A 25,041-nucleotide genomic window follows, 5' to 3' on the forward strand; every position below is an offset into this window, starting at 1 on the left:
TATAAAATTGCAAACTTTTTTCAGATTATTGACTTAATTTGTTCCGCCAGCCTACATAAAGTCAAACAGCGAAAGCTGATTTGTCTCCGGCATTCCGTCCAGGATGCCCAGCTCACTCATCTTCTCGATGGTTCCCTTGCCGATCTTTGCACGCTCATTGATCTCCTCCTTGGAGAGGAACGGCCCCTTCTGGGCGGCATCGTAGAGCTGCTGTGCAGCCTTCTCTCCCATTCCTTCTATGGATGCGAAGGATGGCATGATCTTGCCGTCTATTATCTGGAACCTGTCAGCCTTTGCCTTGTATATATCTATTGGAACAAAGTCGTAGCCTCTTGCGTACATCTCGAGAACTATCTTCAGATCCTTGAGCTTGCCCTCGTCCTTGGCTGATCTCTTGTTCTTGTCCACCTTGCTTATCTCATTGATATGGAAGAGAACTCTCTCCTTGCCAAAGCACATCATCTCATAGCTGAAGTCATCAGCTCTGATACTGAAGAATGCTGTATAGTATTCAAGCGGATAATTGACCTTGAACCAGGCAATTCTCCACGCCATCATGACATAGGCCGCCGCATGGGCCTTCGGGAACATGTACTTGATCTTCTGACATGACCATACGTACCAGTCCGGTACTCCGTGGGCAGCCATCTCCGCCTTCCAGTCATCCCATTTGTCACATTTGCCCTTGGCCACTATTCCCTTACGAACCTTCTCCATGATGTTGAAGGCAAGTCCGGCATCAAGTCCCATGTGTATCAGATAAACCATAATATCGTCACGACAACAAATGGCTGTCGATATGGTACACTTGCCCGACTTGATGAGCTCCTGCGCGTTGCCCAGCCATACATCGGTTCCATGCGCCAGACCCGCTATTCGCACAAGATCTGAGAAACATGTCGGCTTGGCATCTATAAGCATCTGCATAGCAAAGTCTGTTCCGAACTCCGGCACCCCCAGGCTTCCAAGAGGTATCCCATTGATATCCTCCGGTGTGATCCCCAGCGACTTTGTGCTGTGAAACAATTCCATGACATCCTTGTCATCAAGTCTTATCTTTGTGGCATCAAGTCCCGTCAGATCCTCCAGACGCCTTATCATAGTCGGATCATCATGGCCGAGAATATCAAGCTTCAGCAGGTTATGATCGATTGAATGGTACTCAAAGTGCGATGTGATAATATCCGACGTCACATCATTTGCCGGGTGCTGTATAGGTGTAAATGAATATATCTCCTCATGTCTCGGAAGGACTATCATACCACCCGGATGCTGCCCCGTGGTTCTCCTGACACCGGTACATCCCAGGGCCAGACGCTCCATCTCGCATCTTCTCTTTGTGACCGTTGCATTCTCCTCAGCGTACTTCTTCGCGGCCTTCTCATCCATTCCGGACGCCTTGGCCTCCGCCATGAGATCCTCCTTGGAGTGATCCTTGAAGTAATTATACACATAACCAAATGCTGTCTTTTCCGCAACACCACCTACGGTTCCCGCCTTGAATGCCTTGCCCTTGCCGAAGAGTACCTCGGTGTATGCATGTGCCTTCGACTGATACTCACCCGAGAAGTTCAGATCGATATCAGGCTCCTTGTCTCCGTTGAATCCAAGGAATGTCTCGAATGGTATATCGTGTCCTTCCTTTATAAGCGGTGTTCCACAATTCGGACAGTCTCTGTCCGGCATATCACATCCGCTCATTCCCGAATACGACTTTACAAGCTCTGAATCAAAATCCACAAAGTGGCATTTCGGACAGATATAGTGAGCCGACAGCGGATTTACCTCCGTGATACCGGCCATTGTTGCGACAAATGAAGATCCAACCGAACCTCGGGAACCAACCAGATATCCGTGGTCATTGGAATCCCACACAAGCTTCTGTGCGATGATGTACATAACCGCAAATCCATTTGAAATGATGGAGTGCAGCTCCCTGTCAAGTCTCTCCTGAACCTGAGGTGGCAGGTCTGGGCCATATATCTCATGTGCCTTGGTATAACATATATCCGTAAGTGTCTGATCCGAATTCTCGATGATAGGAGGCGCCTTGTCCGGTCTGACCGGCTCTATCCTCTCTATCATGTCCGCTATCATATTCGTGTTTGTGATGACGACCTCCTTGGCCTTGTCACTTCCAAGATACTGGAACTCTGCCAGCATCTCCTCCGTGGTACGGAAATACAGCGGTGGCTGCATATCAGCATCGTCAAAGCCCTTGCTCTTCATGATGATCGCCCTGTATATATAATCCTCAGGATCAAGGAAATGCACATCACAGGTTGCGACCACTGGCTTGTTGAACATCTCTCCGAGCTCCACGATCCTCTTGTTGTATCCGATCAGATCGTCCATGGTCTTTGGATTCCTTGTATCCCTCGTCATGAATTCATTGTTGCCAAGCGGCTGTATCTCAAGGTAGTCAAACCAGTTGACCAGTCTCACTATCTCCTCATCCGACGCATCATCAACTATGGCACGGAACAGCTCTCCCGCCTCACAGGCAGAGCCTATTATCAGACCCTCTCTGTATTTGTTGATGAGACTCATCGGCATACGCGGCCTTCGCGCAAAATATGTCAGATGAGACTCAGATATGAGCCTGTACAAATTGACTCTTCCTATCTCGTTCTTTGCCAGGATGATTCCGTGATATGTCTTATCCTTCTTGATCGCATCAGGTGAGGTGCTTCCAAGGACATTTAGATCATCCATGGTCTTAACATCTCTCTCCTTCAGCATGTCGAGCAGCTTGAAGAATACTTTCGCCGTGGCCTCCGCATCGTCTATGGCTCTGTGGTGATGCGCATTCACGACTTTGAGTTCCTTACACACTCTGTCCAGAGTAAATTTTCCGAGCTCCGGCAGCAGTATATGGCTGAGCGTCATGGTATCCAGAACCGTGTTGTCGAACTTAAGTCCAAGCTCCTCCGCATTCATTCTCACAAATCCCGTATCAAATGACGCATTGTGGGCAACCACGATATCGTCACCGCAGAACTCCACAAATCTCGGCACGATCACATCGAACATCGGCGCATCCTTTACCATATCATCATTGATGGATGTAAGCTGTTCTATCTGGTATGGGATAGGCACACCCGGATTTATAAATTCCGAGAATGTATCTACGACCTCTCCGTCCTTCACCTTGACCGCACCGATCTCTATGATCTTGTTGTGCTTCTTGGAAAGTCCCGTTGTCTCTATATCAAATACCACGTATTCCGAATCAAGGCTCTGATTCCTTGAGTTCTTGACCAGATCCTTCAGGTCATCGACAAAGTAACCCTCGACACCATATATGATCTTGAAATCTTTTCTGAGTCCCTTTGTATGGTTTGCTATAGGGAAAGCCTGAACAACACCGTGATCCGTGATCGCTATGGCAGGGTGTCCCCAGTCGCTGGCACGCTTCACGATGGTCTCTATATCGACCACGCTGTCCATCTCGCTCATCTTGGTATGCATGTGAAGCTCGACACGCTTCTCAGGATATGTATCCATACGAGGTACACGGAAGTCCTGAATGTGCTTCATACCGAGCACTCGGCATATCATAACCTCCTTGGCATACGAGTCGAACTCGGCAAGGCCCTTCATCCTATAGAACTTACCCTTCTGTATCTCCTCGCGGTAGACCTCCATATCCTCAGGACTGCAGAACATCTTGAAGCCTATGGTGTCTGTGAAATCTGTTATATATCCCGTCAGTATGATCTTGCCATTTCGGAGCTCTCTCTCCTCAGTGCTCATGATCTGTCCGTGGATGACGACCTCTCCGATACCATCGTTGATGCTGGATATCTCAAGCAGCTTGCCCTCCACATCTCTTCCTATGAACACCTCTGGATCATCTGAATATCTTCGCCTTCTTCCGAACTTCTCCTTTTCACCGCCATTTTTCTGGCCTGAATCGCCGCCGGAGGATGCAGGAGCAGCCTTCTTCTCATCAGGCTTGTGTCCCTCGCTCTTCTTATCTTCCTTCTTCGACACTCCGAGCTTATCCTTGTCCACGGCCTTTCCATCCACGATGATGTCGCCATGATCCCTGAGGTTGTTCAATATGGCATCTATCTTCTGCTGCTCAACAAGTGCACTGGCTCTCCTCAGCTTCTCCTTGTCCGCCTCACTGTACTCAAATGCAACATTGACATTCAGGTCAAATCTCTCCTGGAACATCTCCTCCATATACGCCTTTATTTTCTCAGCGTGTATATGCGCTATCTTACTGTCCTCTATAGCTATGGTTATCGCGTCTCCGTCACAGTACAGTTCTCCTATCGATCTGGATATAAGCCTGTAGCCCACATTGCTGAATGATCTTATATCGTAGAGTATGCTGTCCTGATATGCTTTGACTATTGCTTCGAGATTGTACTGTGTAGAAAGTGTATAGTGTTCCCGTATCTGGACCGTATACCTTTTATTGCCAAATACAAACTTACGGATACACTCCTCCGCCTTTTCTATATTCGGTCTGCTTATTATATGTCTCGATCTTATGTCAACCTGCAGGATATTTTTACTGTCATATATCGTGACTTTTGTCACATACACCTCGGTGAACAGACCTGCAAGCTCCTTAGTCATCTCCACTCCGGGGAACACCGTCATGAAGAGCTCCGCCTGCCCATTTCCGGCATCTGAAACCGCCGTTGCAGAGCCATCACTGACCACGTCTTCGTCCTCGGCATCCTCCTCCATATCATCTGCGATATGCCAGTCCGAGTCGTGAACATCCGCCTGGGTGTACGATGCGCTCTCCTGCTGCATATCAGCATACATCTGGCTCTCATACATCTCCTGTTCAGCCATCTGGGCTTCATAATCCATCTGAGTCTGCATCTCATCGGCATACATCTGATCTATATTCTCTTGTTCCCAAATACGATCTTCGTTGTTCAATCCTATTCACTCCAATTATCTAACTCGCGCTTCAGCGCCGGTATAAATTCATCCTCACTGAGTTTGCCAACTATCTCACCCTTTTTGATGAGCAGTCCGCAGCCCTTGCCTCCTGCAATACCAAGGTCTGCCTCCTTGGCCTCTCCCGGGCCGTTCACCACACACCCCATAACTGCGACTTTAATATTGAGATGGTCATAGTCTGACACAAGCTTTTCAACCTTGTTTGCAAGTCCGATAAGGTCAATCTCAGTACGTCCACAGGTCGGACATGACACAAGCTCTACTCCGCCCTTTCTGAGTCCAAGAGCCTTGAGAATAAGCTTTGCCGACAGGATCTCATCCACCGGATCTCCTGTCAGGGACACTCTTATCGTATCGCCTATTCCCTCATGGAGTATGATTCCAAGTCCCACCGATGATTTGATATTTCCTCTTGTGACAGTTCCTGACTCCGTGATTCCCACATGCAGAGGGTAATCTGTCTTGTCCGCGATGAGCTCATGGGCTCTCACGCACATCATAACATCAGACGACTTGATGCTTATGACTATGTTGTGATAGTCAAACTCCTCGATCATGCGCACCTTGTCAAGAGCACTCTCAACTATTCCCTCTGCGGTCACTCCGCCGTACTTCTCCACGAGATTCTTCTCCAGAGAACCACTGTTTACACCGACCCTTATAGGAATATTTCTCTTTCTGGCAGCCTCGACTACCTTTGCCAGTTTCTCCTGTCCTCCGATATTTCCCGGATTTATCCTGATCTTGTCCACACCATTTTCTATGGCCTTTATGGCAAGCCTGTAGTCAAAATGTATGTCGCCCACAAGCGGAATGTGGATCTGTTTCTTTATAGCCGGGATTGCATCTGCTGCAGCCTCATCGTTTATCGTACATCTGATTATGTCACATCCGGCCTTCTCAAGCTGGAGTATCTGTGCAACCGTAGCCTCCACATCGCTCGTCTTTGTGTTGGTCATGGACTGTATAAGTATCGGATTGCCTCCGCCTATAACCCTGTCACCTATGTGGATCTCTCTTGTCTTCATATATACTCACAGCGCCAGTACATAAGCACTGGCGCCTTTCCTCCTTCTTTAATTGTCTTTAACTGAAAAATACATTCTTTATATCATTGAACAATATTACGACCATGAGGATCATGACCAGCACAAATCCCACAAATGTGACTATGTTTTCCTTGTCCTTCGGAACCTTCCGCCTGGTTATAAGCTCGATCAGCAGGAACAGGAAACGTCCTCCGTCAAGTCCCGGTATCGGAAGCATATTCATGATTCCAAGGTTGGCCGAGAGAAGCACTATATAGTTCATCCAGTTAAGGAGAACCGTAAGGACATCGACCTTTGCAGCCTCATTGAACGTATCGTTCATGGACTTTGCCACACCCACAGGGCCGGACACCTCATCTGAGCTGACCTGTCTGGTGACTATGAGCTTAAGGCTCAGGAACGTGGCCTTGACCCAGTATCTAACCTCATAGGCAGAATACTTCATCAGCTCGCCAAAATTCTGTGGCAAGACATAACCGCAGCTTACGATTCCCACCTTATAACCTGCACTTGTCTCCACCGGATATACAGTCGTATCGTACACCGTGCCATCCTTCTTCTGCATCTTGAGGTCTATAGGAGAACCGTCCCCGTATATCTCAAGATATATCTGGAGCTCCCTGAAGTTCTTGATCTTGCTTCCGCCGATCTCAAGGACGGTATCTCCATCCTCTATCCCGGCCTGCTCCGCAGGATAAACTCCATTGAACTCCTTGACAACATCCGCATACTCGCTTTCCTTCGCCATCTCGCTGTCGTACACCCTGCCGATAGTCGCAGGATCTGTACCACAGAAGTGGATTATGACCGCTGAAAAGATAAATGCTATAACTATGTTCATGAACGGACCGGCAAGAACCTCCGCCATACGCACCCATATGGACTTCTTTTCAAATGCGTTCTCGTCATCCTCATGACCTTCCTCGCCTTCGCTTAGCAGCATACAATAACCGCCCAGAGGTATGAGTCTCAGTGAATACTGTGTATCCTTCTTGGTAAACGAGAAGAGCTTTGGGCCAAGTCCCATGGAAAACTCAATTACCGATATATGATTGATCTTTGCGACAATAAAATGTCCAAGCTCATGAAAAAATATTATCACACCAAATACTAGAATTATGAGAATTATGTTCAATCTACCACCTGCTTTCTACAAAATCATATACCCAGCGCTCAGTGTCAAGTATCTGTGACACGTCAGGGTTTTCTATAACTGTATGACTCGCCATACACTCCTCTATTATCCTGTATATATCGAGGAAGCGTATCTTCCTGTCAAGGAATTTTGCCACTGCGCACTCATTTGCCGCATTGAATACAGTCGGCATTGAACCGCCATCTGCTATGGCAGAATACGCATACTTTAATCCCTTAAATGTATCCATGTCCGGCTTCTCAAGAAGAATCGAGTTCATAGTCCAGAAGTCCAGTCTGTCACCGGCCATGTATCTTCTCTCCGGATAACACAAAGCGTACTGTATCGGAAGCTTCATGTCCGGAGTTCCAAGCTGTGCTATGACTGCGCCATCCCTGTACTCAACCATCGAGTGGATTATGCTCTGTGGCTGGACTACCACCTGGATATTCTCCGGCTTCACATCAAAGAGCCACTTTGCCTCTATAACCTCAAGTCCCTTGTTGACCATGGTTGCTGAATCTATTGTTATCTTTCTTCCCATACTCCAGTTTGGATGCTTGAGCGCATCCTCCACCTGAACATTCTCAAGAAATGCGGTATCCTTTCCCCTGAAAGGCCCACCTGACGCTGTGAGCAGTATCTTCTCCACATCGCCGTGCACATTTCCCTGAAGGGACTGGAATATAGCGGAATGTTCGCTGTCAACAGGCAGTATCGCTACATTCTTCTCCGCCGCCAGCGGCATGATGATATGTCCCGCTGTCACCAGAGTCTCTTTATTGGCAAGTGCTATGTCCTTTCCCGCATTTATGGCTGCTATAGTCGGTCTTATTCCGATCATGCCAACTATTGCCGTGACAAGGATGTCTGATGACGAAAGCTCTGCTATCTCTATCAATCCGTCCATGCCCGCAACAACTCTTATGTCAGTGTCCGCAAGGCACTCTCTGAGTCTCGCAGCATTCTCTTCGCTCCATATTCCCACAACCTCAGGCGAAAACTCCCTCGCCTGTTTTTCCAGGAGCTCTATATTACTTCCGGCGGCAAGCGCCACTATATTCAGATCTTCCTGAACCCTAACTATCTCAAGGGTCTGTGTTCCAATTGAACCTGTAGAGCCAATTATCGCTACATTCTTCATGTTATCCTCCTGTATCCGGATTTACCGGATCATCTATCCGAATATAATAGGCAGTATCCAGTGAACCCACTGGGCACTGCCCATCATGTATCCTACAGCAGATATACAAGCAGATAATAAATTATCGGTGCTGTAAATATTATGCTGTCAAATCTGTCCAATATTCCTCCGTGACCCGGAATCAGCTTTCCGTAGTCCTTGATGTCGTTATTTCTCTTTATCGCAGATGCTGCCAGATCTCCAATAACCGCCGGAAGTGCACCGACAGCGCCGACAACTGCAAAAAGTAATGGCGCATAGTTCATGGTGTCTACATACTTATCAAACAGTATGCCAAACACTGCTCCGAATACACCTGCTCCAACGATACCGCCGATAAGACCCTCTATGCTCTTCTTAGGGCTGAGCACAGGTGCCATCTTGTGCTTTCCGAGGGCTCTTCCCACGAAGTAAGCACATGTATCATTTATCCATGAGCTGACAAATATCAGCAGGACAAGTACCAGTCCATGCTCCATGTTTCTTATGAGATATACAAATGACAGCATGACACTTACATAGAAGAAATCCATAAATGCCGCCATGATCTGTTTATCGCTGTATGTTGGGAATGTCAGCACATACACAGCAAGCATAACCAATAAATATACGACCATCATAGGAACAATAATGTCCATACGATCCAGGTATATGGCTATATAATACAGAACTGTCGCCAGGTAACACACGATTCCCGGAGTCTTCTTGTTCACTCCGTATACTCTGAGCAGCTCCATATTGCCCACAAGGGATACCAGAGCCATAAGGCCGCATGTTACTATCCCTCCAAAATATAATGTGATGGCCAGTATCACTACCAGAACCGCACCACTTATCACTCTCTGTTTCATTAACTAATATCCTCCGGATAACTATTTTGCATCTCCGAATCTTCTCTCTCTCTTATTGTAGTACCTCACGGCTTCTATCAGAGAATCCATGTCAAAATCAGGCCACAGTGTATCTGTGAAATAAAACTCAGAATATGCAAGCTGCCATGGGAGGAAGTTGGATGTTCTCTCCTCACCGCTTGTCCTTATTAGCAGATCAGGATCAGGCACACCCTTTGTGTCGAGATATTCCGCAAACAGGCTCTCGTCAATGTCATCCGCACTGATCTTTCCCGCATCGGCATCCTTCATGATCTTCTTCACCGCCCTGACAATCTCATCACGTCCACCGTAGTTTATCGCTATATGGAACTGAAGTCCTGTATTCCCCGCAGTCTCCCTCTCCAGCTCATCCATCTTCTGAACTATATCCTCCGGGAGGCCCTCTCGCTTACCTATGAGGTTAACCTTCATGTTGGAGTTGTTAGATCTCTCTATACTGTCAACCAGGTACTTTCTGAAAAGATTCATGATACCTGTGACTTCCTCAACAGACCTCTTCCAGTTCTCCGTGGAAAAAGCATACACTGTAAGATACTTTATTCCAAGCTTATCGCAATTTTCACATATAGCCTCTAGAGCCTTCGCACCCTCTGCGTGTCCATAGTTTCTGGGAAGAAATCTCTTCTTTGCCCATCTGCCATTTCCATCCATGATCACAGCCACGTGCTCCGGCACATTAAGTAATTCTCCGTTAATTTCTCTCTTCATATTCTCTCCGCATTCCATTTGAGGGATACATCATATCCATGATTATTATACTGTCATGATCTCCTTGGATTTTGACTCAACAGCCTTGTCGATCTGACCAACGTACTTATCTGTGAGCTTCTGGATCTTGTCCTCGTTGTCCTTGAGCTCGTCCTCGCTTATGTCTCCGTTCTTCTCCATCTTCTTGATGGCATCGTTGGCATCACGTCTGATGTTTCTTATAGCGACCTTTGCGCCCTCACCCTTCTTCTTGATATCCTTGACGAGCTCTTTTCTTCTGTCCTCTGTGAGCTCTGGGAAGTTGAGGATGATGTTTCTTCCATCGTTGTTAGGTGTGATTCCAAGATCAGAATTCATGATAGCCTTCTCTATCTCCTTGACAAGTGATGGCTCCCATGGTGCGATGACCAGTGTTCTGGCCTCTGGAACAGTTATATTTGCAAGCTGCTGCATAGGTGTTGGAACTCCATAATACTCAACCTTGATCTTGTTGAGGATGTTAGGGTTCGCTCTTCCTGCTCTGATTGTAGCATACTCAGCCTCAAGATTCTCAACTGACTTCTGCATCTTCTCTTCGTACTGTGTTAACATGATTCATTCCTCCTGGATTATATATTTTTCTTATTATTTTCCCTTTTATTCCGCATTCACATATGTTCCGGTGAAACCGCCTGTAACGGCTTTCACTATGCTGTTCTCATCATTCAGGCCAAACAGCATCATAGGCATCTTGTTCTCCATGGCAAGAACTGCTGAGGCAAGATCTATTACTCCGAGCTTGTTGTCTACTATATCGCTCATCTTCATGCTGTCATACTTCTTAGCGTTCGGATTGGTCTTAGGATCACTGTCATATACTCCATCGATGGCCTTACCTGAAAGAATGACATCTGCCTGAACCTCTATTGCCATAAGCACTGTCGCCATATCTGTTGAGAAATATGGATGGCCGATTCCACCTGCAAAAAATACGACATCTCCCTGCTCCATATATGCGATTGCCTTGTCCTTGTCAAAAAGCTCAGTCATATTACCACATACAAATGGTGTCATGATGTGTGTCTTTATTCCGCAGCTTCTGAAGCTGTCCGCTGTGTAGATACAGTTCATGACAGTTGCCAGCATTCCTATGGAATCCGCCTTAACTCTGTCCATGTTGTCTGAGGTTCTTCCTCTCCAGAAGTTTCCTCCTCCTATTACTACACATACCTGTATTCCCTTGTCTACTATCTGCTTTACCTGATTGGACACATCTCTGACTGTCTCCTCGTCAAAACCATGTTTCTTATCACCGGCAAGAGCTTCACCGCTCATCTTGAGCAGAATTCTGTCCATCTTCATATCGCGATCCATCCTTTGTGTTCATATTTTATTATTCATATTATATATCGTCATATCCTGGCATGATAACCCATGCAGACATCTGCCTGACGACCTGATTCATTATAGCACATACCCTTTACATTTCAAAGTAAAAAAGAAAGGCACATATCACTGTGTACACGTGCATATGATATGTGCCTTGCTGTTATGCTTATTTCTGTTATATGTCACCCGACATCCTGCTTTCAGATCCCAGATATCATCAATAGCCATCAGAATAATCTGACTCCGTCGATACAATGGAATCCACATCATCCTGAACTGTAAATGTATCAAGATCGAGCTGATTCTCACAGCCTGAATCATTGATGATGTTGTAGCTTATATTCTGTACGGTAGCTGACGGTGTATAATTCATGTCGTCGAACAGGAATCTGTGAAGTGCTGTGGCATTCGTTGCGAGATCACAGGCAACGACATAGCTCACCTCATCCATGGTAGGACTGGCGATGGTAAACGGGAATCCTGTTGTAGTAGACAGCTTGTAGTTGAAGCAGGATTTTGCCATATCAATGATCTCTTCCTCTGTAAGGCTTGATGCAACATCATCCACAACCACGTTGATACAATCAAGCAGCTTGGAGATTCCTGCTGTCTTTGCCGCCTCTATCATCTTGGAGATAACTGTTCTCTGTCTCCATGTTCTTGTTATATCACCCTCATCTGTACTTCTGATTCTGGAGTAGGCTGTAGCCTGCACACCGTTCAGATGAACGACACCTGTGTCATATACATAATCTGAATAAATACCATTTACACCCATCTGCTCGTCAATACACTGGTTGAGCTTATAAAGCTCCTCCTCCTTCAGCTCTATATCAATTCCACCCAGGGCATCGATGGCTTCTGTGAGGGCTGTGAAATTGACTGCAACGTAATCTGTTATATTCAGGTCAAGGTTCTTATTTATCATATTGACAGCGCCCTGTGCTCCGCCGTATGCGTATGCATGAGCCGCCTTCTCGTATGACTGGCTGTCATTACAGAGCTCAAGGTAAGTATCTCTGTACAGTGAGAGAAGCTTGACCTCCTGTGTATCATTGTTGATGCTGCAGATGATTATACTGTCTGAACGCACTCCTTCGTCAACCATGCCTGCATCTCTGGTATCTATACCAAACAATGCGATGTTGGTGTATCCTGTCATCTTCTTGACTGTTTCTTCATCCAGATCCTCATTTATATGAGTGTCCTTCAGCTCTTTGTACTGCATCTTGTTATATGTGTTGTTGATGTACGCCTTCACAAACAGAACGCCTATGACTATGGCTGCAACAACCTCGATTGCAAGTATGATTCCCCATACTCTGTTCTTTTTCTTTCTCTTCTGATCCTTCATATCCTGCTCTTCTTCCGCATATTCATCTTCATAATATTCATCATCCGATGTATAAGCTTCCTCTTCTGATGCCGCATCCTCTTCATCGTCTGCGCCCGGTCCAAATGCGCTGTCGGAATAATCATCCTTTGCAATACCGGTTCTGCCATGATCATCTGAATAATCGTCGGTATCGTCATCGTAATCATCTTCATCGTCAAAAAGCATCTCTCCGGCATATCTGCCCTTAACACGCTTCATATCATCGTCATCATGACCACTCATTTTATTTCCCATATTTTTCTCCTAAATATCGAATGTATCTGTCAAAATTTAACTCATATAGCAATACATTCTACTACAAATATCTCATCAATTCAACGGGATACACATAATTCACACATTTTTTATACTTGATCAGTCAGCCAGGATAAACTTGTCCACCACCGGCACAAGTCCGTCCTCGTCATTTGACAATGTTATATAATCGGCATGTTCCTTCACTATGTCCTGTGCATTTGCCATGGCGACTCCCACCCCGGCATACTCTATCATCGTGAGGTCATTATATCCGTCACCGCACGCCACAAGATCCTTTCTGTCCATATCAAGGACCTCAAGAAGCTTCTCAAGGGATGTTGCCTTGTGAACATTTGGCGGCATGATCTCCACAAAATATGGCTCCGAGCGGAATATATTAAGCTGATCACCGAACTTTTCTGCAAGCTCCTGCTCTATCTTCTCCGCCTTGTCAGGATCTGCGGTAAGAAGACATTTGTTGAGAGGAAAATCGATATATTCCCTGAAGTTATCTATCCTCATGATCTCCATATGATTGATACTTGCCTCAAATGTCATGTATCCGTCTATATCAGTTCCGGTTATAACTCGGTCTCCATCGTATGTCACCATTCCGCAGCCCGCTTTCAGACAGTAATCATATATATCCCTCACCACATCATTGTCAAGCACAGCCTGATATACCACCTCGCCGGTACTGTAATCGACGATCCTTCCGCCGTTGAAAGCAAGCACATATCCGCCAAATCTGTCAAGCTCTATGGTGTCTGCTATCTTCCTTATTCCAGGCAGTGGACGTCCCGATGCTATCGCAACGATATGCCCCTTCTCCTGTGCCTCTATTATTTTCTCCAGCGTTGCCGGAGTAATATCCTTCTGAGTATTTGTCAGCGTTCCGTCAATATCAAGTGCCAGTAATTTTTTACTCATTTTATCCTCCATAATGTTATAACATAATTTGCTATATATTTTCTCCTTGATGCTATATAATGTCAGAGTTAGGATGCCGTTACGCCATCCTGCCGCCCATTTCTGACTTTAGGAGAAATCACATGGATATAAACATATACGTTAATCAGAAAAAAATCAACCCTTTGTATCAGAAAGCCATCGCCGAGTACGTCAAGAGACTTTCTCCATACTGTACTCTGTCTATAGTATGTGTTGCAGGGAAAATTAAATGCACCTCAGGGAAAAACACCACAAACTACTGCATATCCGGCTCCGATACCATCTCATCTGAGGACTACGCAGCCCGCATCAACAGTCTGACTTCAAGCGGTACCTCAAAGATAAACTTCTACATAGGGTACGATGAATCACTCACAGCTGATATGGAAAATTTCTCTCTCTGTTCAGTACAGCCGTCCGCCGAGATGACTGCCCTCCTGCTGTCCGAGCAGACCTACAGGGCATACACTATCCTGAACAACATAACCTACCACAAATAATCCCTGTCAGCTCCGGCTTATGATCGCAAGCTGCTCCGCCAGCGTCACCCTTATGAGCTGATGCGGAAATGTCATATCCGACACGCTCATCCTGTAATCAGCCCTCCTCACTATATCTGCAGCAAGTCCAAGAGATCCCCCTATCACAAATGTAACCGTGTCATGTCCGCGCTCCGATGCCCTGCGGACCTGATCGGCAAGTCCTTCCGTGGTCGTCTTCTTTCCTTCTATACACAGTGCGATAACATAGTCGTCTCTCCCGATCACATGTCTCAGCCTGTCCGCCTCGGCCTCAATGATCATGGCATTTACCTTGTCGCCAGCCTTCTGAGGTATCCTCTCGTCAGGAACCTCGCATATCTCCAGACGCCCTCTCTTGTCGATCTCCTTCTTATATTCATTTAACATCTGCGTAAAATGCTGTTCCTTTATCCTGCCGACGCAGGCAATCCTGTATATCATATGAACTCCTTCAGATCAGGCCTGATCAGCCCTCATCCTGTCAAATATCTTCAGTTCTTCCTCTGTATTTTTCTGCGTGCACACACTTACTCCAATGGTGAACAGCAGACTCACTGCAAATCCAACCACGTCACCGCTGATACCCGAGTATGCCGCCAGGCTGCCTCCGTTCACAAACGGGAGATATTTCCACATAACAAATGTGAGTATTCCTGCTATTATTCCGGCATACATGCCTTTTCCGGTCGCATGCCTGTACGTCAGTGTACAGAAAAGAGGAGCCGCAAGTGCCGCCGCACACAATCCCCAGTTTTCGGCGATCATATGCTCTCTGTTGAATTCAACAAACTCTGCCACCAGGAAAATGCAGCATCCGGTCAGCACAACAACACCTATATCTATAAGAAGCTTTGCGATTCCACCGGCTCTTGAGATTGCCGGAACAAGCCCTCTTATATGTTCGCATATATTTCTCATGAACGATTCCAGCATTACGACAACCGCCGCTATAAACACCATAAGCGCGGCAAATCTGAACACATACGCATAGGTTCCCGTTCCAAGCAGCTTCTTGAGCATCAGGTTGTACACCTGGAATGAGTTCATATTTGCCCATGCCTTCTCAGGATAGAGCACCGGTACGACCAGAAGTGCCAGTATACAGCTTGAAAGTATTGTGAACCCTTCAAAGATTACAGCCCATATTCTTCCGACATCGAGCTCCTTGTTATCCCGGATATTTAAGACACCCTTGTACATCAGCGGCATGGCTATACATCCAAGTCCTACTCCCGTCATGGATATCGCACTTCCTATATCCACTGTTTTGCCATCGTAATACAGTATATTCAGATAAATGCTGGTTCCCCCTGCAAGCCTTGATCTCCTGTAATTGTCAAGTATCTCCCTCGCATCCATCCTGTAAAATACCAGTCCGATCATCGTCAGACATACGATTATAACCATTATGAACACTATTGTCTTGATTATTCCCATCAGCTTATTGTCAACCAGTATGGTGGCAAGGATGAGAAATGACACTATGATGGCAAGGCTTATGCTCTCCGGCATGTCCATAAAATAGGCGACAACCGATACGATAACCTTGAGAACAGACACCAGTATCAGGCCAAGCGTCACTATCCATATGACGGACACCAGATCTTTCAACTTCCATGACCCATATCTTGCTGCGAACAGCTCCGGAGCATTGTGTATCTTTTTAGGGGATATCTCAGCATACGAATTCATACGCTTTGACAGAAATATCCATCCGACAACATTGCCCACGAACAATCCCATGGCCACAAGGCACTGTCCTGCACCATGTATTACTATATTAATAGGCAGCAGAAATATGACCCACAATATTACATCATTGGCGCATACCTGCCCTGCGGTGGACACACCGCCACAGTTCTGCCTTTTGATTCCAAATACTCTCTTATCACTAAAAACAGACATGTATCAGCCACTCCATTCTTTTATCTGAATCTTCGTTATCATTTTTATATAATATACCCTGCTCATTCTACCACAGTTGAAGTTTTGCCGCCACCATCATATTTATTGTGACATTTGCCGAAATGTTACCATCAATTGCATTATTTTTTCAATAGTACAAAAACTAGTGATGTGTTATAATTTGAATCGTATGGGCTTTTACATATTTATTACATATTTTTTACCTGTCAGAAACACAGGTAAAATTCATTTTACTCAGGAGGGCTATAATTTTGGATTTATTTTCTATTTTAACATTGCTCGGAGGCGTAGGTTTATTTCTGTTCGGAATGAATCTCATGGGTGCCTCGCTGAAGAATCTCGCCGGTGGCAGTCTGGAAAAGGTTCTTGAGAAACTTACAACCGGAAAAAATCAGTTCACGGGAACTATCAAGGGGTTTACACTCGGTACAGCCGTAACAGCCATCATTCAGAGTTCGGCAGCAACGACCATCATGCTCATCGGCTTTGTAAATGCCGGAATCATGAAGCTTGGGCAGGCCATACCTGTCGTGTTTGGTGCCAACATCGGTAGTACCGCGACCGCACAGATCCTTCGTCTTGGAGATCTTGCGGAGACTAATATTCTTCTTAAACTTTTAAAACCGTCATCATTTGCTCCTATCCTTATATGTATAGGTGCATTTATCATACTATTTACAAATAACAACAAGAAACGTGATATTGCAAGTATTCTTGTTGGTCTTGGAATCCTCTTCCTCGGCATGAATACCATGGAGGGTGTATTTGCGCCACTTAAGGAATCAGAGAGCTTCCAGAATCTGTTCACATCGTTTAATAACCCATTACTTGGTATTTTAATAGGACTTGTGCTCACAGCCATCATACAGAGTTCATCTGCATCAGTAGGTATACTCCAGGCCATTTCGTCCACAGGCGTCGTTACATACGGAACAGCCATTCCTATCATTATCGGTCAGAACATCGGTAAGTGTATGACCATTATCCTCGGGGGAATCGGTGCGAACAAGAAGGCAAAGAGAGTTTCTCTCTCATATCTTCTCTTTAACATATTCGGAGCTGTGTTCTTTGTTATTGTCATATACGGACTTCAGCTTTTCATAGACATGCCTTTCATGGACAAGGTCGTAAACCGCGGTAACATTGCAAACGTCCACTTCCTGTTCAACTTTATCATAAGCCTGATACTTCTGCCATTCTCCAATCAGGTGGCAAAACTTACAGGAAAGATCATCAGGGACGACGAGGAGTCCAAGATCGACAAAGAGCTCGCCACACTGGATCCGAGACTTATCGCTACCCCTTCCATCGCTATTTCACAGGCAAGAAATGTCATGTTTGCCATGGCTGACTGCATAAGAGAGAACTTTGCAATAGCATGCAGACTCATCAGTGATTTCAATGAAGAAGATGCCGCCAAACTCGAGGAGAATGAGGATTTCATAGACAAATGTGAGAGCTCACTCAACAACTTCCTCCTCAAGGTAACATCACAGAACAACATGTCCAGATCCGAACGACTTGATGTGTCTGAGCTTCTGAACAGTCTGAGTGATATGGAAAGGATTGGTGACCACTGTGAGAATCTTCTCGTTGTATCGAGAAATATAATAGATCAGAAGATAAACTTCTCAGATCAGGGAATGAATGAGATCCAGACAGCGCTCAAGGCGACTAACAATATTATTGATATGACTCTGAACGCCTTCAAGGAGGACGATCTTCAGGCAATATCAAGAATAGAGCCACTTGCACAGACCATCAGCGAGATAACAGAGCTTATAAAGGATCACCACGTTGTGAGACTTCAGATGGGCGAATGTGGTATCCCTGGAGGATTTGCACTGGTTGACATTCTCACAAGTCTTGACAGGATCGGAAGCCACTGTAAGAACATCGGCCTTCACATTGCCAAGAAGATCAGGGGTATCCATATGGACGAGATGCACGGACACATCTACATCACCGGATACAAGACATCTGAGGAATACAAGGCTCTGTATGCATATTATTCATCCATGTATGCCGATCCGATAACAGAAGGCTTTGATGCCAGCATCCGCGAACTCCGTGAGTTAACAACACCTGATGAACCTGATAACAAAGCTAAGGTTTCCGGCGACGAGCAAAAGAATGAGTCAAAGAACGACCAGAAGTCCGACCAGAAGAAAAAGTCATCAGCAAAAAACAAAGTAGCCGACAGGCACGAAAAGATAAAAGAAAAGATAAACGAGAAATATCCTGAAAAGGGTAAAAAGAACTCCAAGAAAAAGTAAAGGAATATAACAAACTGCTATGTGAAAAAGCTCTGCACAGATAATACACTGTGCAGAGCTTTTTCGTTATATTTATATTGTAGTTTATATGCCTGGTCTTTTAAACCATATCAGTCACGGCTGTAATTGACGATCATATAGCCATCTTCTATCTCTATCCTTGCATCCTCCGATACAACCCGGTTGCTCACTCCAAGGCTGTCTCCTATCTCAAATGTACGATTCTCCACGTTGTATTCAAACCCTGTAAGTGTTACCCCCGTGACGCATCCACCGTACGGTATAAAAGATATATAATCGTATCCCTCCAGCCGGCTTATTCCGGCACTGGAATTTATCATGGTTATTACATTATGGTCATCCTCTATATACGCATTTACGCCTTTATCCGCACATTCCTTGAGTAGCCCTATGTTTGCCATTGTGTGATCAAGTCTTGTTCCTGTGGCCCCCGATATATAAATATCCGTAGCACCTTCCTCCATGGCATGCATGATGGCTACATGAGTATCCGTGAAGTCCTTGTGTGTGTCAAGATCAACAAACTGTATGGAGTGCATCTTTTTAGCCATCTTCCTGTACACGCCCACAGTCACCTTGCTGGCTGAATCGAAGTCACCCACGATCACATCCGGTACTATTCCTATCTTATTGCAGGTCTCTATACCCTTGTCCACAGCTATCACTCTGCTGCTTTCAAGGTGTCTGTCCATGATTTCCTGAAGTGAATACAGATCAACTCTGCCTCCGGATATTATAATATAACTCTTCATATCACTATTTGCCCTTTATTATCTATGCCTCATATTTCTCAAATACTTTGAGAAAGCTGCAGCTGTTCTCATAAGCATCACCGCCGAATACCGCAGAACCGGCAACTATGACATTTGCACCGGCTTCTATGACGTCACCCACATTCTTCAAATTGACTCCACCATCCACCTCTATATTGAGCTCAAGGCCTCTGTCATCTGCCATTTTTCTGACCTCAGCCACCTTTCTGAGTGCTGAAGGAATGAATGACTGTCCGCCGAATCCCGGATTGACACTCATAACAAGTACCATATCCAAATCGTCTATCACATAGTCAAGCACTGATACAGGAGTTGCCGGATTGAGTGCCACTCCGGCCTTCATTCCAAGCTCATGTATCCTGGCAACGGTTCTGTGCAGATGCTTACAGCTCTCTGCATGTACGGTTACCCAGTCAGCACCTGCCTTCTTGAAATCCTCAAGATATCTGTCCGGCTCCTCTATCATGAGATGCACGTCAAATATCATGTTCGTCTCTTTTCTGAGACACTTTATGACAGGCGCACCAAATGATATGTTCGGAACAAACGCACCGTCCATAACGTCAAGGTGCAGCGCAGGAACTTTCGCTCTGTCAAGCTCTGCAATGCCGTCCGCAATATGTGCAAAATCAACTGACAATAATGAAGGTGAAAGAATTATCATTACCATTTCCTCTTTTCTTTTAAGTCGTTATATATCATTACATAATCTTCGTATCTTATACGGCTTATCTCTCCGTCCGCAACCGCCTGCTTTACCAGACAATCCGGCTCACTGACATGATTGCACATGTTGAATCTGCACTTTCCCGTATATGCCGCAATATCCGGGAAATACTCCTTGAGATCCTCCGCCTCTATGGAATCAACATAGAGCGATGAAAAGCCCGGTGTGTCCATAATATATGTCCTGCCGCCAATGTGCATGAGCTCAGAATGTCTCGTGGTGTGCTTGCCACGCTTTATCTTGTCACTTATAGCGCCTGTCTGGGCCTCCGCCTCTGGCTTGATCGCATTGAGAGTAGACGACTTGCCGACTCCCGATGGCCCCGCAAACACCGTTGTGCGGTCTTTTATGATCTCCCTGAGCCTGTCTATGCCCTCGCCTTCCCTGGCGCTTATAAAGATTGTCTCATACCCGCTCTTGCTGTATGATCTGCAAGCCTCCATATTGTCCGGCGAAAGATCCGTCTTGTTAAAACAAATGATAGTCTCAACACCGCTTTTCTCCATGCTGACAAGGAATCTGTCAAGCAGGTTAAAGTTCGGCTCAGGCTCGCTCACGGCAAATATTATGATCGTCTGATCCACATTTGCCACAGCAGGTCTTATTAAAGAGTTAAATCTAGGCAATATCTCAACGATATTACCTAGATTGTTCTCAGGATCAAGTATCTCTATATTCACATTATCTCCGACAAGGGGCTTGATCTTTTTGTTTCTGAAGATGCCCTTCGCCTTACATTCGTACAAATGTCCATCCTCGGCGTCTATATAATAGAATCCACCGATTCCTTTGATTATCTTTCCTGATATGATCTCTGCCACTACTAATTACTCTCCTGTGTAAATGTAGCGGACAAACCGCCCGTGTTAAAGCTTGATGTGACATCTATTCCCTCTGAATCCGTGATGGTCACAGAGAATGATCCCTGGTTGCTCTCAAGTCCTGTAGGACCCTCAACTCCATCTATATTGATAGGGAAGTCTCCTGCACCAGCCTTGCCGCTGTATACAGAGAATGTCTGTCTGCCTATTGTGTATGAGATGTCAACTGTCACACTTCCAAATGTATCAAAATCAAACTCTATATTCGATATTGAACCGCTGAAAGATACAGAGTATGTAACCTTCTGAGGCCCCTTACTGACAACATATGACACGGTAGTTCCCTCGTCAACCTCAGTGTTGACCTCAGGATCCTGTGATATTACCTGGCCTTCCTTCACATCATCGCTGTACTCATAGCTTGGATTGCCTACCAGGTTGACCTCCTGAAGCTTATCTGCTGCATCTGCCTCAGACATACCCTTGAGGTTAGGAACTGCGATCTTCTTCGTCTCCTTACCGTTACTGATGATTATCTTGACTGTTGAGCCCTCCTCAACCTCTGTTCCGGCAACAGGATCTGAGGATATTACATGATCCTTCTCAACATTATCATCGTACGCATAGCCATGTGTTACCTTAAGTCCTGCCTCCTCGAGCAATGTTGTGGCCTGACTGTCCTCATATCCGAGAACATTCGGCACCTTGGTCTTTTCCTTGCCAGATGACACGTAAATAGTTATCTGTGTATCCTTTGTTATGGATGTTCCATCATCTATACTCTGTGATATTACATAGCCCTTCTCAACTGTGGCATCTGTCTTCTCCACAAATGTATAGTTGGTGAAGCCATTCTTCTTCATCTGCTCCTCAGCCGCAGTCTTATACAGACCTACTACATTGACCATAGGTACTGTCTCCTGTGCAGTTGTGTCGTTCGATCCCTCTATGGTTATGACATCGGTGCTTTCCTCCGTCTTACCCTTACCGCCCAGAATATTCCAGCCGGCTATCTTGCCTATGAGAAGTATGGCAAGTATGGCAAGAACCACCGCGATGGCAATACTTGATACCATGATTATCTTCTTAAGTCTTGGATCAAGCTCCTCTTCTCCATCGTATTCCTGCTCCTGTTCTCCATCATCTGCCACTGACTCGTCCGTATCATCCTCTTCATCGTCGTCATCTGGGAACAGATCGTCGAACTGTGACGGCGGCATAACTGGCACGTTAGCCTTGATCTCTGACGTTCTCGGACTTACAGGTGGAACCTCCGTAGTATCTGCCTTATCGACCTGTCTTCCGGTCTTGATCATCTCCATCTCCTGCTTTGTCATCTCAATGGTAGGGGATGTAGGAACGCTGGTCTTAGGCACTACTATACAATCTATATTAGGATTCTCTTTTACTCTGTTGAGATCAGCTATAAGCGCATTTGCTGTGAGATATCGTCTCTCCGGCTTCTTCTGTGTACACTTTCTTATGATCTTCTCAAGGCTTGTAGGTATATCCGGGTAATACTCCCTAGGTGATACCATCTCGCCCTGAATGTGCATCAGCGCTATAGCCACATTGTTCTCGCCTTCAAATGGAACATGTCCTGTGAGCATCTCATACATGGTGATACCGAGTGAATAAATATCACTTCTCTCATCTGAGAATCCGCCCCTTGCCTGCTCCGGTGATATGTAGTGAACACTGCCCATCGCATTTGTCGTGGTCGTGCTTGACGATGCGGCTCTTGCGATTCCGAAATCAGTAACCTTCAGCGTGCCGTTGTTCGACATGATGATGTTCTGAGGCTTTATATCTCTGTGTATCGTGTGATGCTCATGGGCTGCCTGAAGTCCCTGGGCTATCTGTATGGCAAAATCAATCGCCTGCATAGGCTCTATTCTACCGTGGGCCTGTATATATTCCTTGAGGGTGGTTCCCTCCACAAGCTCCATTACTATATAATATATTCCGTTGTCCTCACCGACATCGTATACATTCACAATATTAGGATGTGACAGCCCCGCCGCAGACTGGGCCTCAATCCTGAACTTTGTAACAAAATTAACGTCTGAGCTGAACTCAGGCTTAAGCACCTTTATGGCAACATATCTGTTTAACACATGACATTTTGCCTTATATACCTCTGACATACCGCCAGATCCAACCAATTCTATGATCTCATAACGACCGCTGAGCATCGTTCCCGGATTTAACATACCAATTTATTCCTCCCAATCTATCGCAGCTACAACGGCAGATATATTGTCCTTGCCGCCGTAGTAATTCGCTCTCTCCACCAGCTTCTCACCGACTGTCTTAAGATCATCCGACTCTGATACAATGTCCCGAATCTCGTCGTCCTCTATCATGTTCGACAAACCATCAGAACATAGAAGGATCTTATCATCCGCTGAAAGTTCTACTTCAAAGAAATCCGGAACCACATCATCACCTATTCCAAGTGCTCGGGTTATAATGTTCTTCTCTGGATGATTCCGTCCCTTATTCCTGTCGAGCTGACCATTCCTTATCAGCTCCTCAACCAATGAGTGATCAAGTGTGACCTGTCTTATCTCATTGTTAACTATATATAATCTGCTGTCACCTATATTCGCGACATACATGATTCCATCATCGATCACTGCAGCTACAAATGTCGTTCCCATACCTGCGTAATCCTCCGGATTGCTGAGCGCAAGCTTATACACCTTGTCATTGGCATATATTATCGCCCTCTTGAGCAGCGATACAGGATTGCTTATCTCGCTTTCACTTATATATTCAACTGCGGCTTCAATCGCCGTTCTGGATGCAACGTCCCCGGCCTTATGACCGCCCATGCCATCCGCAACTATGTACAGATTGCTGATAGCCCCTATTGGCTCATCTGTATAAAATATGCTGTCCTGATTCATGGAACGCTTTTTTCCAACATCTGTTATTCCAAATGATTTCATATATTCTCTCCATCAGCCTAAAATATTATCTGATACGCCACCTTGCCTATTTTAGCACAACACATAAAAAAGAACAAGACGAACTATTTATCCGTCTTGTTCTCCTCCTCATATTTACGGCGGAGCTGTCCGCACGCTGCGTCTATGTCACGCCCCATGCTTCTTCGCACTGTAGCTGTTATCTGGTTTCTCTCCAGAATATTTTTGAAATTCTCAATGGCGCTGTTATCCGCCCTCTCGTAATCCCTCTCCTTGATCGGATTTACAGGGATGAGGTTCACATGGCAGTTTCTTCCCCTTATGAGACACGCCAGCTCGCATGCCTTCTCAGGGCTGTCATTCTGCCCTTTTACAAGAGAATACTCAAATGTTATCCTCCTGCCCGTCCTGTCAAAGTAATAATCACAGGCGTCCAGAACCTCTGCAATGCTGTATCTGTTGGCTATCGGCATGAGTGCCCTTCTGTCCTCGTCATTTGGCGCGTGAAGCGACAATGCAAATGTAATGGAAAGCTCCATATCCGCAAGCCTCTTTATCTCAGGCACTAAACCGCAGCTCGACACTGTGACATTTCTCTGGCTTATGTTCAGTCCATTCTCGTCCGTCAGCATCTCTATGAACCTGACAAGATTGTCAAAGTTATCCAGCGGCTCTCCTGTTCCCATCACGACCACATTTGACACACGCTCACCTGTTATCTTCTGGATGCTGTATATCTGTGACAGCATCTCGGACGCTGTGAGATTCCTCACCAGCCCGCCTATGGTCGATGCACAGAACCTGCAGCCCATACGGCAGCCCACCTGGGATGATATGCACACGGAATTGCCATGCTTGTACTTCATGAGCACGCTCTCTATGACATTCCCATCATGGAGTCTGAACAGGAATTTATTTGTGCCGTCATCCTCTGAAATGAGTCTGGTGACAACGCTCACACCATATATTCCATATTCATTCATCTTCTCTCTGAGGCTTTTCGGCAGATTGGTCATCTCCTCCGTTCCGTCCGCAAGCTTCACATGAAACCACTGATATATCTGCTTCGCCCTGAATGCCGGCTGACCGGCACCGGTGACCCAGTTCCTGAGTTCTTCCATATTCATTGATTTCAGATCCGGCTGTCTAATATCCTTATCTTCTCTACCCTTTACTTCCATACTCTGTCCA

Annotated in this window: 20 protein-coding genes; 2 read left to right on the forward strand and 18 right to left on the reverse strand. The window is 45.8% G+C overall.

The window, feature by feature from the left end; translation table 11 throughout:
- Positions 1-51: 51 nt before the first annotated feature.
- From GT575_RS07825 to GT575_RS07870, 10 genes are all read right to left on the reverse strand, one after another.
- Positions 52-4,863 carry a PolC-type DNA polymerase III gene (locus GT575_RS07825; protein WP_161171915.1) on the reverse strand — a complete coding sequence of 1,604 codons (4,812 nt, stop codon included), beginning with the start codon at positions 4,861-4,863 and terminating at the stop codon, positions 52-54.
- A gap of 47 nt (positions 4,864-4,910) precedes the next feature.
- On the reverse strand, positions 4,911-5,960 hold the full coding sequence (ispG, locus tag GT575_RS07830) for a flavodoxin-dependent (E)-4-hydroxy-3-methylbut-2-enyl-diphosphate synthase (protein ID WP_161171829.1): 1,050 nt from the start codon (positions 5,958-5,960) through the stop codon (positions 4,911-4,913).
- A 58-nt stretch (positions 5,961-6,018) separates the two neighbouring features.
- A complete protein-coding gene (locus GT575_RS07835; protein ID WP_055144682.1) occupies positions 6,019-7,116 on the reverse strand; it encodes a M50 family metallopeptidase in 1,098 nt (365 codons plus the stop codon).
- 1 nt (position 7,117) lies between these two features.
- Positions 7,118-8,260 (reverse strand): 1-deoxy-D-xylulose-5-phosphate reductoisomerase, encoded by a 1,143-nt coding sequence (dxr, locus tag GT575_RS07840; RefSeq protein ID WP_117549061.1) that lies wholly within the window; start codon positions 8,258-8,260, stop codon positions 7,118-7,120.
- Positions 8,261-8,352: 92 nt separating this feature from the next.
- On the reverse strand, positions 8,353-9,150 hold the full coding sequence (locus GT575_RS07845) for a phosphatidate cytidylyltransferase (RefSeq protein ID WP_055224113.1): 798 nt from the start codon (positions 9,148-9,150) through the stop codon (positions 8,353-8,355).
- Between the two features lie 21 nt (positions 9,151-9,171).
- Positions 9,172-9,900 (reverse strand): isoprenyl transferase, encoded by a 729-nt coding sequence (locus GT575_RS07850; protein WP_055224115.1) that lies wholly within the window; start codon positions 9,898-9,900, stop codon positions 9,172-9,174.
- A gap of 45 nt (positions 9,901-9,945) precedes the next feature.
- Positions 9,946-10,491: a ribosome recycling factor gene (gene frr, locus GT575_RS07855; protein ID WP_015534829.1), complete on the reverse strand. Its 546-nt coding sequence runs from the start codon at positions 10,489-10,491 to the stop codon at positions 9,946-9,948.
- 45 nt (positions 10,492-10,536) lie between these two features.
- Positions 10,537-11,235, reverse strand: coding sequence for a UMP kinase (pyrH, locus tag GT575_RS07860; protein WP_055145001.1), 699 nt, complete (start codon positions 11,233-11,235; stop codon positions 10,537-10,539).
- 250 nt (positions 11,236-11,485) lie between these two features.
- Entirely contained in the window at positions 11,486-12,898 is a 1,413-nt protein-coding gene (locus tag GT575_RS07865; RefSeq protein WP_161171830.1) for an LCP family protein, read from the reverse strand.
- 120 nt (positions 12,899-13,018) lie between these two features.
- Positions 13,019-13,831 (reverse strand): Cof-type HAD-IIB family hydrolase, encoded by an 813-nt coding sequence (locus GT575_RS07870; protein WP_055224117.1) that lies wholly within the window; start codon positions 13,829-13,831, stop codon positions 13,019-13,021.
- 122 nt (positions 13,832-13,953) lie between these two features.
- Between GT575_RS07870 and GT575_RS07875 the strand changes: the two genes are divergently transcribed.
- On the forward strand, positions 13,954-14,352 hold the full coding sequence (locus GT575_RS07875) for a 23S rRNA (pseudouridine(1915)-N(3))-methyltransferase RlmH (protein WP_015534825.1): 399 nt from the start codon (positions 13,954-13,956) through the stop codon (positions 14,350-14,352).
- A gap of 6 nt (positions 14,353-14,358) precedes the next feature.
- Here GT575_RS07875 and GT575_RS07880 read toward each other — a convergent pair whose 3' ends face one another.
- Together GT575_RS07880 and GT575_RS07885 are read right to left on the reverse strand one after the other, a co-directional pair.
- Entirely contained in the window at positions 14,359-14,814 is a 456-nt protein-coding gene (locus GT575_RS07880) for a 23S rRNA (pseudouridine(1915)-N(3))-methyltransferase RlmH (RefSeq protein ID WP_015534824.1), read from the reverse strand.
- Positions 14,815-14,829: 15 nt separating this feature from the next.
- Positions 14,830-16,278: a hypothetical protein gene (locus tag GT575_RS07885; protein ID WP_055224119.1), complete on the reverse strand. Its 1,449-nt coding sequence runs from the start codon at positions 16,276-16,278 to the stop codon at positions 14,830-14,832.
- Positions 16,279-16,550: 272 nt separating this feature from the next.
- Here GT575_RS07885 and GT575_RS07890 point away from each other — a divergent pair, with 272 nt between their 5' ends.
- Positions 16,551-18,575, forward strand: coding sequence for a Na/Pi cotransporter family protein (locus GT575_RS07890; protein WP_022216779.1), 2,025 nt, complete (start codon positions 16,551-16,553; stop codon positions 18,573-18,575).
- 110 nt (positions 18,576-18,685) lie between these two features.
- On the opposite strand, the gene GT575_RS07895 is transcribed toward GT575_RS07890, so the two are convergent.
- The 6 genes from GT575_RS07895 to rlmN all read right to left on the reverse strand — a co-directional run bounded on the left by GT575_RS07895 (position 18,686) and on the right by rlmN (position 25,031).
- On the reverse strand, positions 18,686-19,348 hold the full coding sequence (locus tag GT575_RS07895) for a thiamine diphosphokinase (protein ID WP_015534822.1): 663 nt from the start codon (positions 19,346-19,348) through the stop codon (positions 18,686-18,688).
- Between the two features lie 22 nt (positions 19,349-19,370).
- Positions 19,371-20,033: a ribulose-phosphate 3-epimerase gene (rpe, locus tag GT575_RS07900; RefSeq protein WP_117549067.1), complete on the reverse strand. Its 663-nt coding sequence runs from the start codon at positions 20,031-20,033 to the stop codon at positions 19,371-19,373.
- Entirely contained in the window at positions 20,033-20,905 is an 873-nt protein-coding gene (gene rsgA / locus GT575_RS07905; RefSeq protein ID WP_055224231.1) for a ribosome small subunit-dependent GTPase A, read from the reverse strand. Before rsgA ends, rpe begins: the two co-directional genes overlap by 1 nt.
- A 14-nt stretch (positions 20,906-20,919) precedes the next feature.
- On the reverse strand, positions 20,920-23,130 hold the full coding sequence (pknB, locus tag GT575_RS07910) for a Stk1 family PASTA domain-containing Ser/Thr kinase (RefSeq protein WP_161171831.1): 2,211 nt from the start codon (positions 23,128-23,130) through the stop codon (positions 20,920-20,922).
- Between the two features lie 6 nt (positions 23,131-23,136).
- Entirely contained in the window at positions 23,137-23,871 is a 735-nt protein-coding gene (locus tag GT575_RS07915) for a Stp1/IreP family PP2C-type Ser/Thr phosphatase (RefSeq protein WP_015534819.1), read from the reverse strand.
- A gap of 83 nt (positions 23,872-23,954) precedes the next feature.
- Positions 23,955-25,031 carry a 23S rRNA (adenine(2503)-C(2))-methyltransferase RlmN gene (rlmN, locus tag GT575_RS07920; protein ID WP_161171832.1) on the reverse strand — a complete coding sequence of 359 codons (1,077 nt, stop codon included), beginning with the start codon at positions 25,029-25,031 and terminating at the stop codon, positions 23,955-23,957.
- Between the last annotated feature and the right edge of the window lie 10 nt (positions 25,032-25,041).

It is taken from the genome of Coprococcus sp. BIOML-A2 (assembly GCF_009875795.1).
GTDB classification, from domain to species: Bacteria; Bacillota; Clostridia; order Lachnospirales; family Lachnospiraceae; genus Coprococcus; species Coprococcus aceti.

Bases quoted from the DNA above. Each gene is read 5' to 3' on its own strand.
- GT575_RS07825 (WP_161171915.1), bottom strand. From the start codon at position 4,863: ATGTATGCCGATGAGATGCAGACTCAGATGGATTATGAAGCCCAGATG.
- ispG (WP_161171829.1), bottom strand. From the start codon at position 5,960: ATGAAGACAAGAGAGATCCACATAGGTGACAGGGTTATAGGCGGAGGC.
- dxr (WP_117549061.1), bottom strand. From the start codon at position 8,260: ATGAAGAATGTAGCGATAATTGGCTCTACAGGTTCAATTGGAACACAG.
- GT575_RS07845 (WP_055224113.1), bottom strand. From the start codon at position 9,150: ATGAAACAGAGAGTGATAAGTGGTGCGGTTCTGGTAGTGATACTGGCC.
- GT575_RS07850 (WP_055224115.1), bottom strand. From the start codon at position 9,900: ATGAAGAGAGAAATTAACGGAGAATTACTTAATGTGCCGGAGCACGTG.
- frr (WP_015534829.1), bottom strand. From the start codon at position 10,491: ATGTTAACACAGTACGAAGAGAAGATGCAGAAGTCAGTTGAGAATCTT.
- pyrH (WP_055145001.1), bottom strand. From the start codon at position 11,235: ATGGACAGAATTCTGCTCAAGATGAGCGGTGAAGCTCTTGCCGGTGAT.
- GT575_RS07865 (WP_161171830.1), bottom strand. From the start codon at position 12,898: ATGGGAAATAAAATGAGTGGTCATGATGACGATGATATGAAGCGTGTT.
- GT575_RS07870 (WP_055224117.1), bottom strand. From the start codon at position 13,831: ATGAGTAAAAAATTACTGGCACTTGATATTGACGGAACGCTGACAAAT.
- GT575_RS07875 (WP_015534825.1), top strand. From the start codon at position 13,954: ATGGATATAAACATATACGTTAATCAGAAAAAAATCAACCCTTTGTAT.
- GT575_RS07880 (WP_015534824.1), bottom strand. From the start codon at position 14,814: ATGATATACAGGATTGCCTGCGTCGGCAGGATAAAGGAACAGCATTTT.
- GT575_RS07885 (WP_055224119.1), bottom strand. From the start codon at position 16,278: ATGTCTGTTTTTAGTGATAAGAGAGTATTTGGAATCAAAAGGCAGAAC.
- GT575_RS07895 (WP_015534822.1), bottom strand. From the start codon at position 19,348: ATGAAGAGTTATATTATAATATCCGGAGGCAGAGTTGATCTGTATTCA.
- rpe (WP_117549067.1), bottom strand. From the start codon at position 20,033: ATGATAATTCTTTCACCTTCATTATTGTCAGTTGATTTTGCACATATT.
- pknB (WP_161171831.1), bottom strand. From the start codon at position 23,130: ATGTTAAATCCGGGAACGATGCTCAGCGGTCGTTATGAGATCATAGAA.
- GT575_RS07915 (WP_015534819.1), bottom strand. From the start codon at position 23,871: ATGAAATCATTTGGAATAACAGATGTTGGAAAAAAGCGTTCCATGAAT.
- rlmN (WP_161171832.1), bottom strand. From the start codon at position 25,031: ATGGAAGTAAAGGGTAGAGAAGATAAGGATATTAGACAGCCGGATCTG.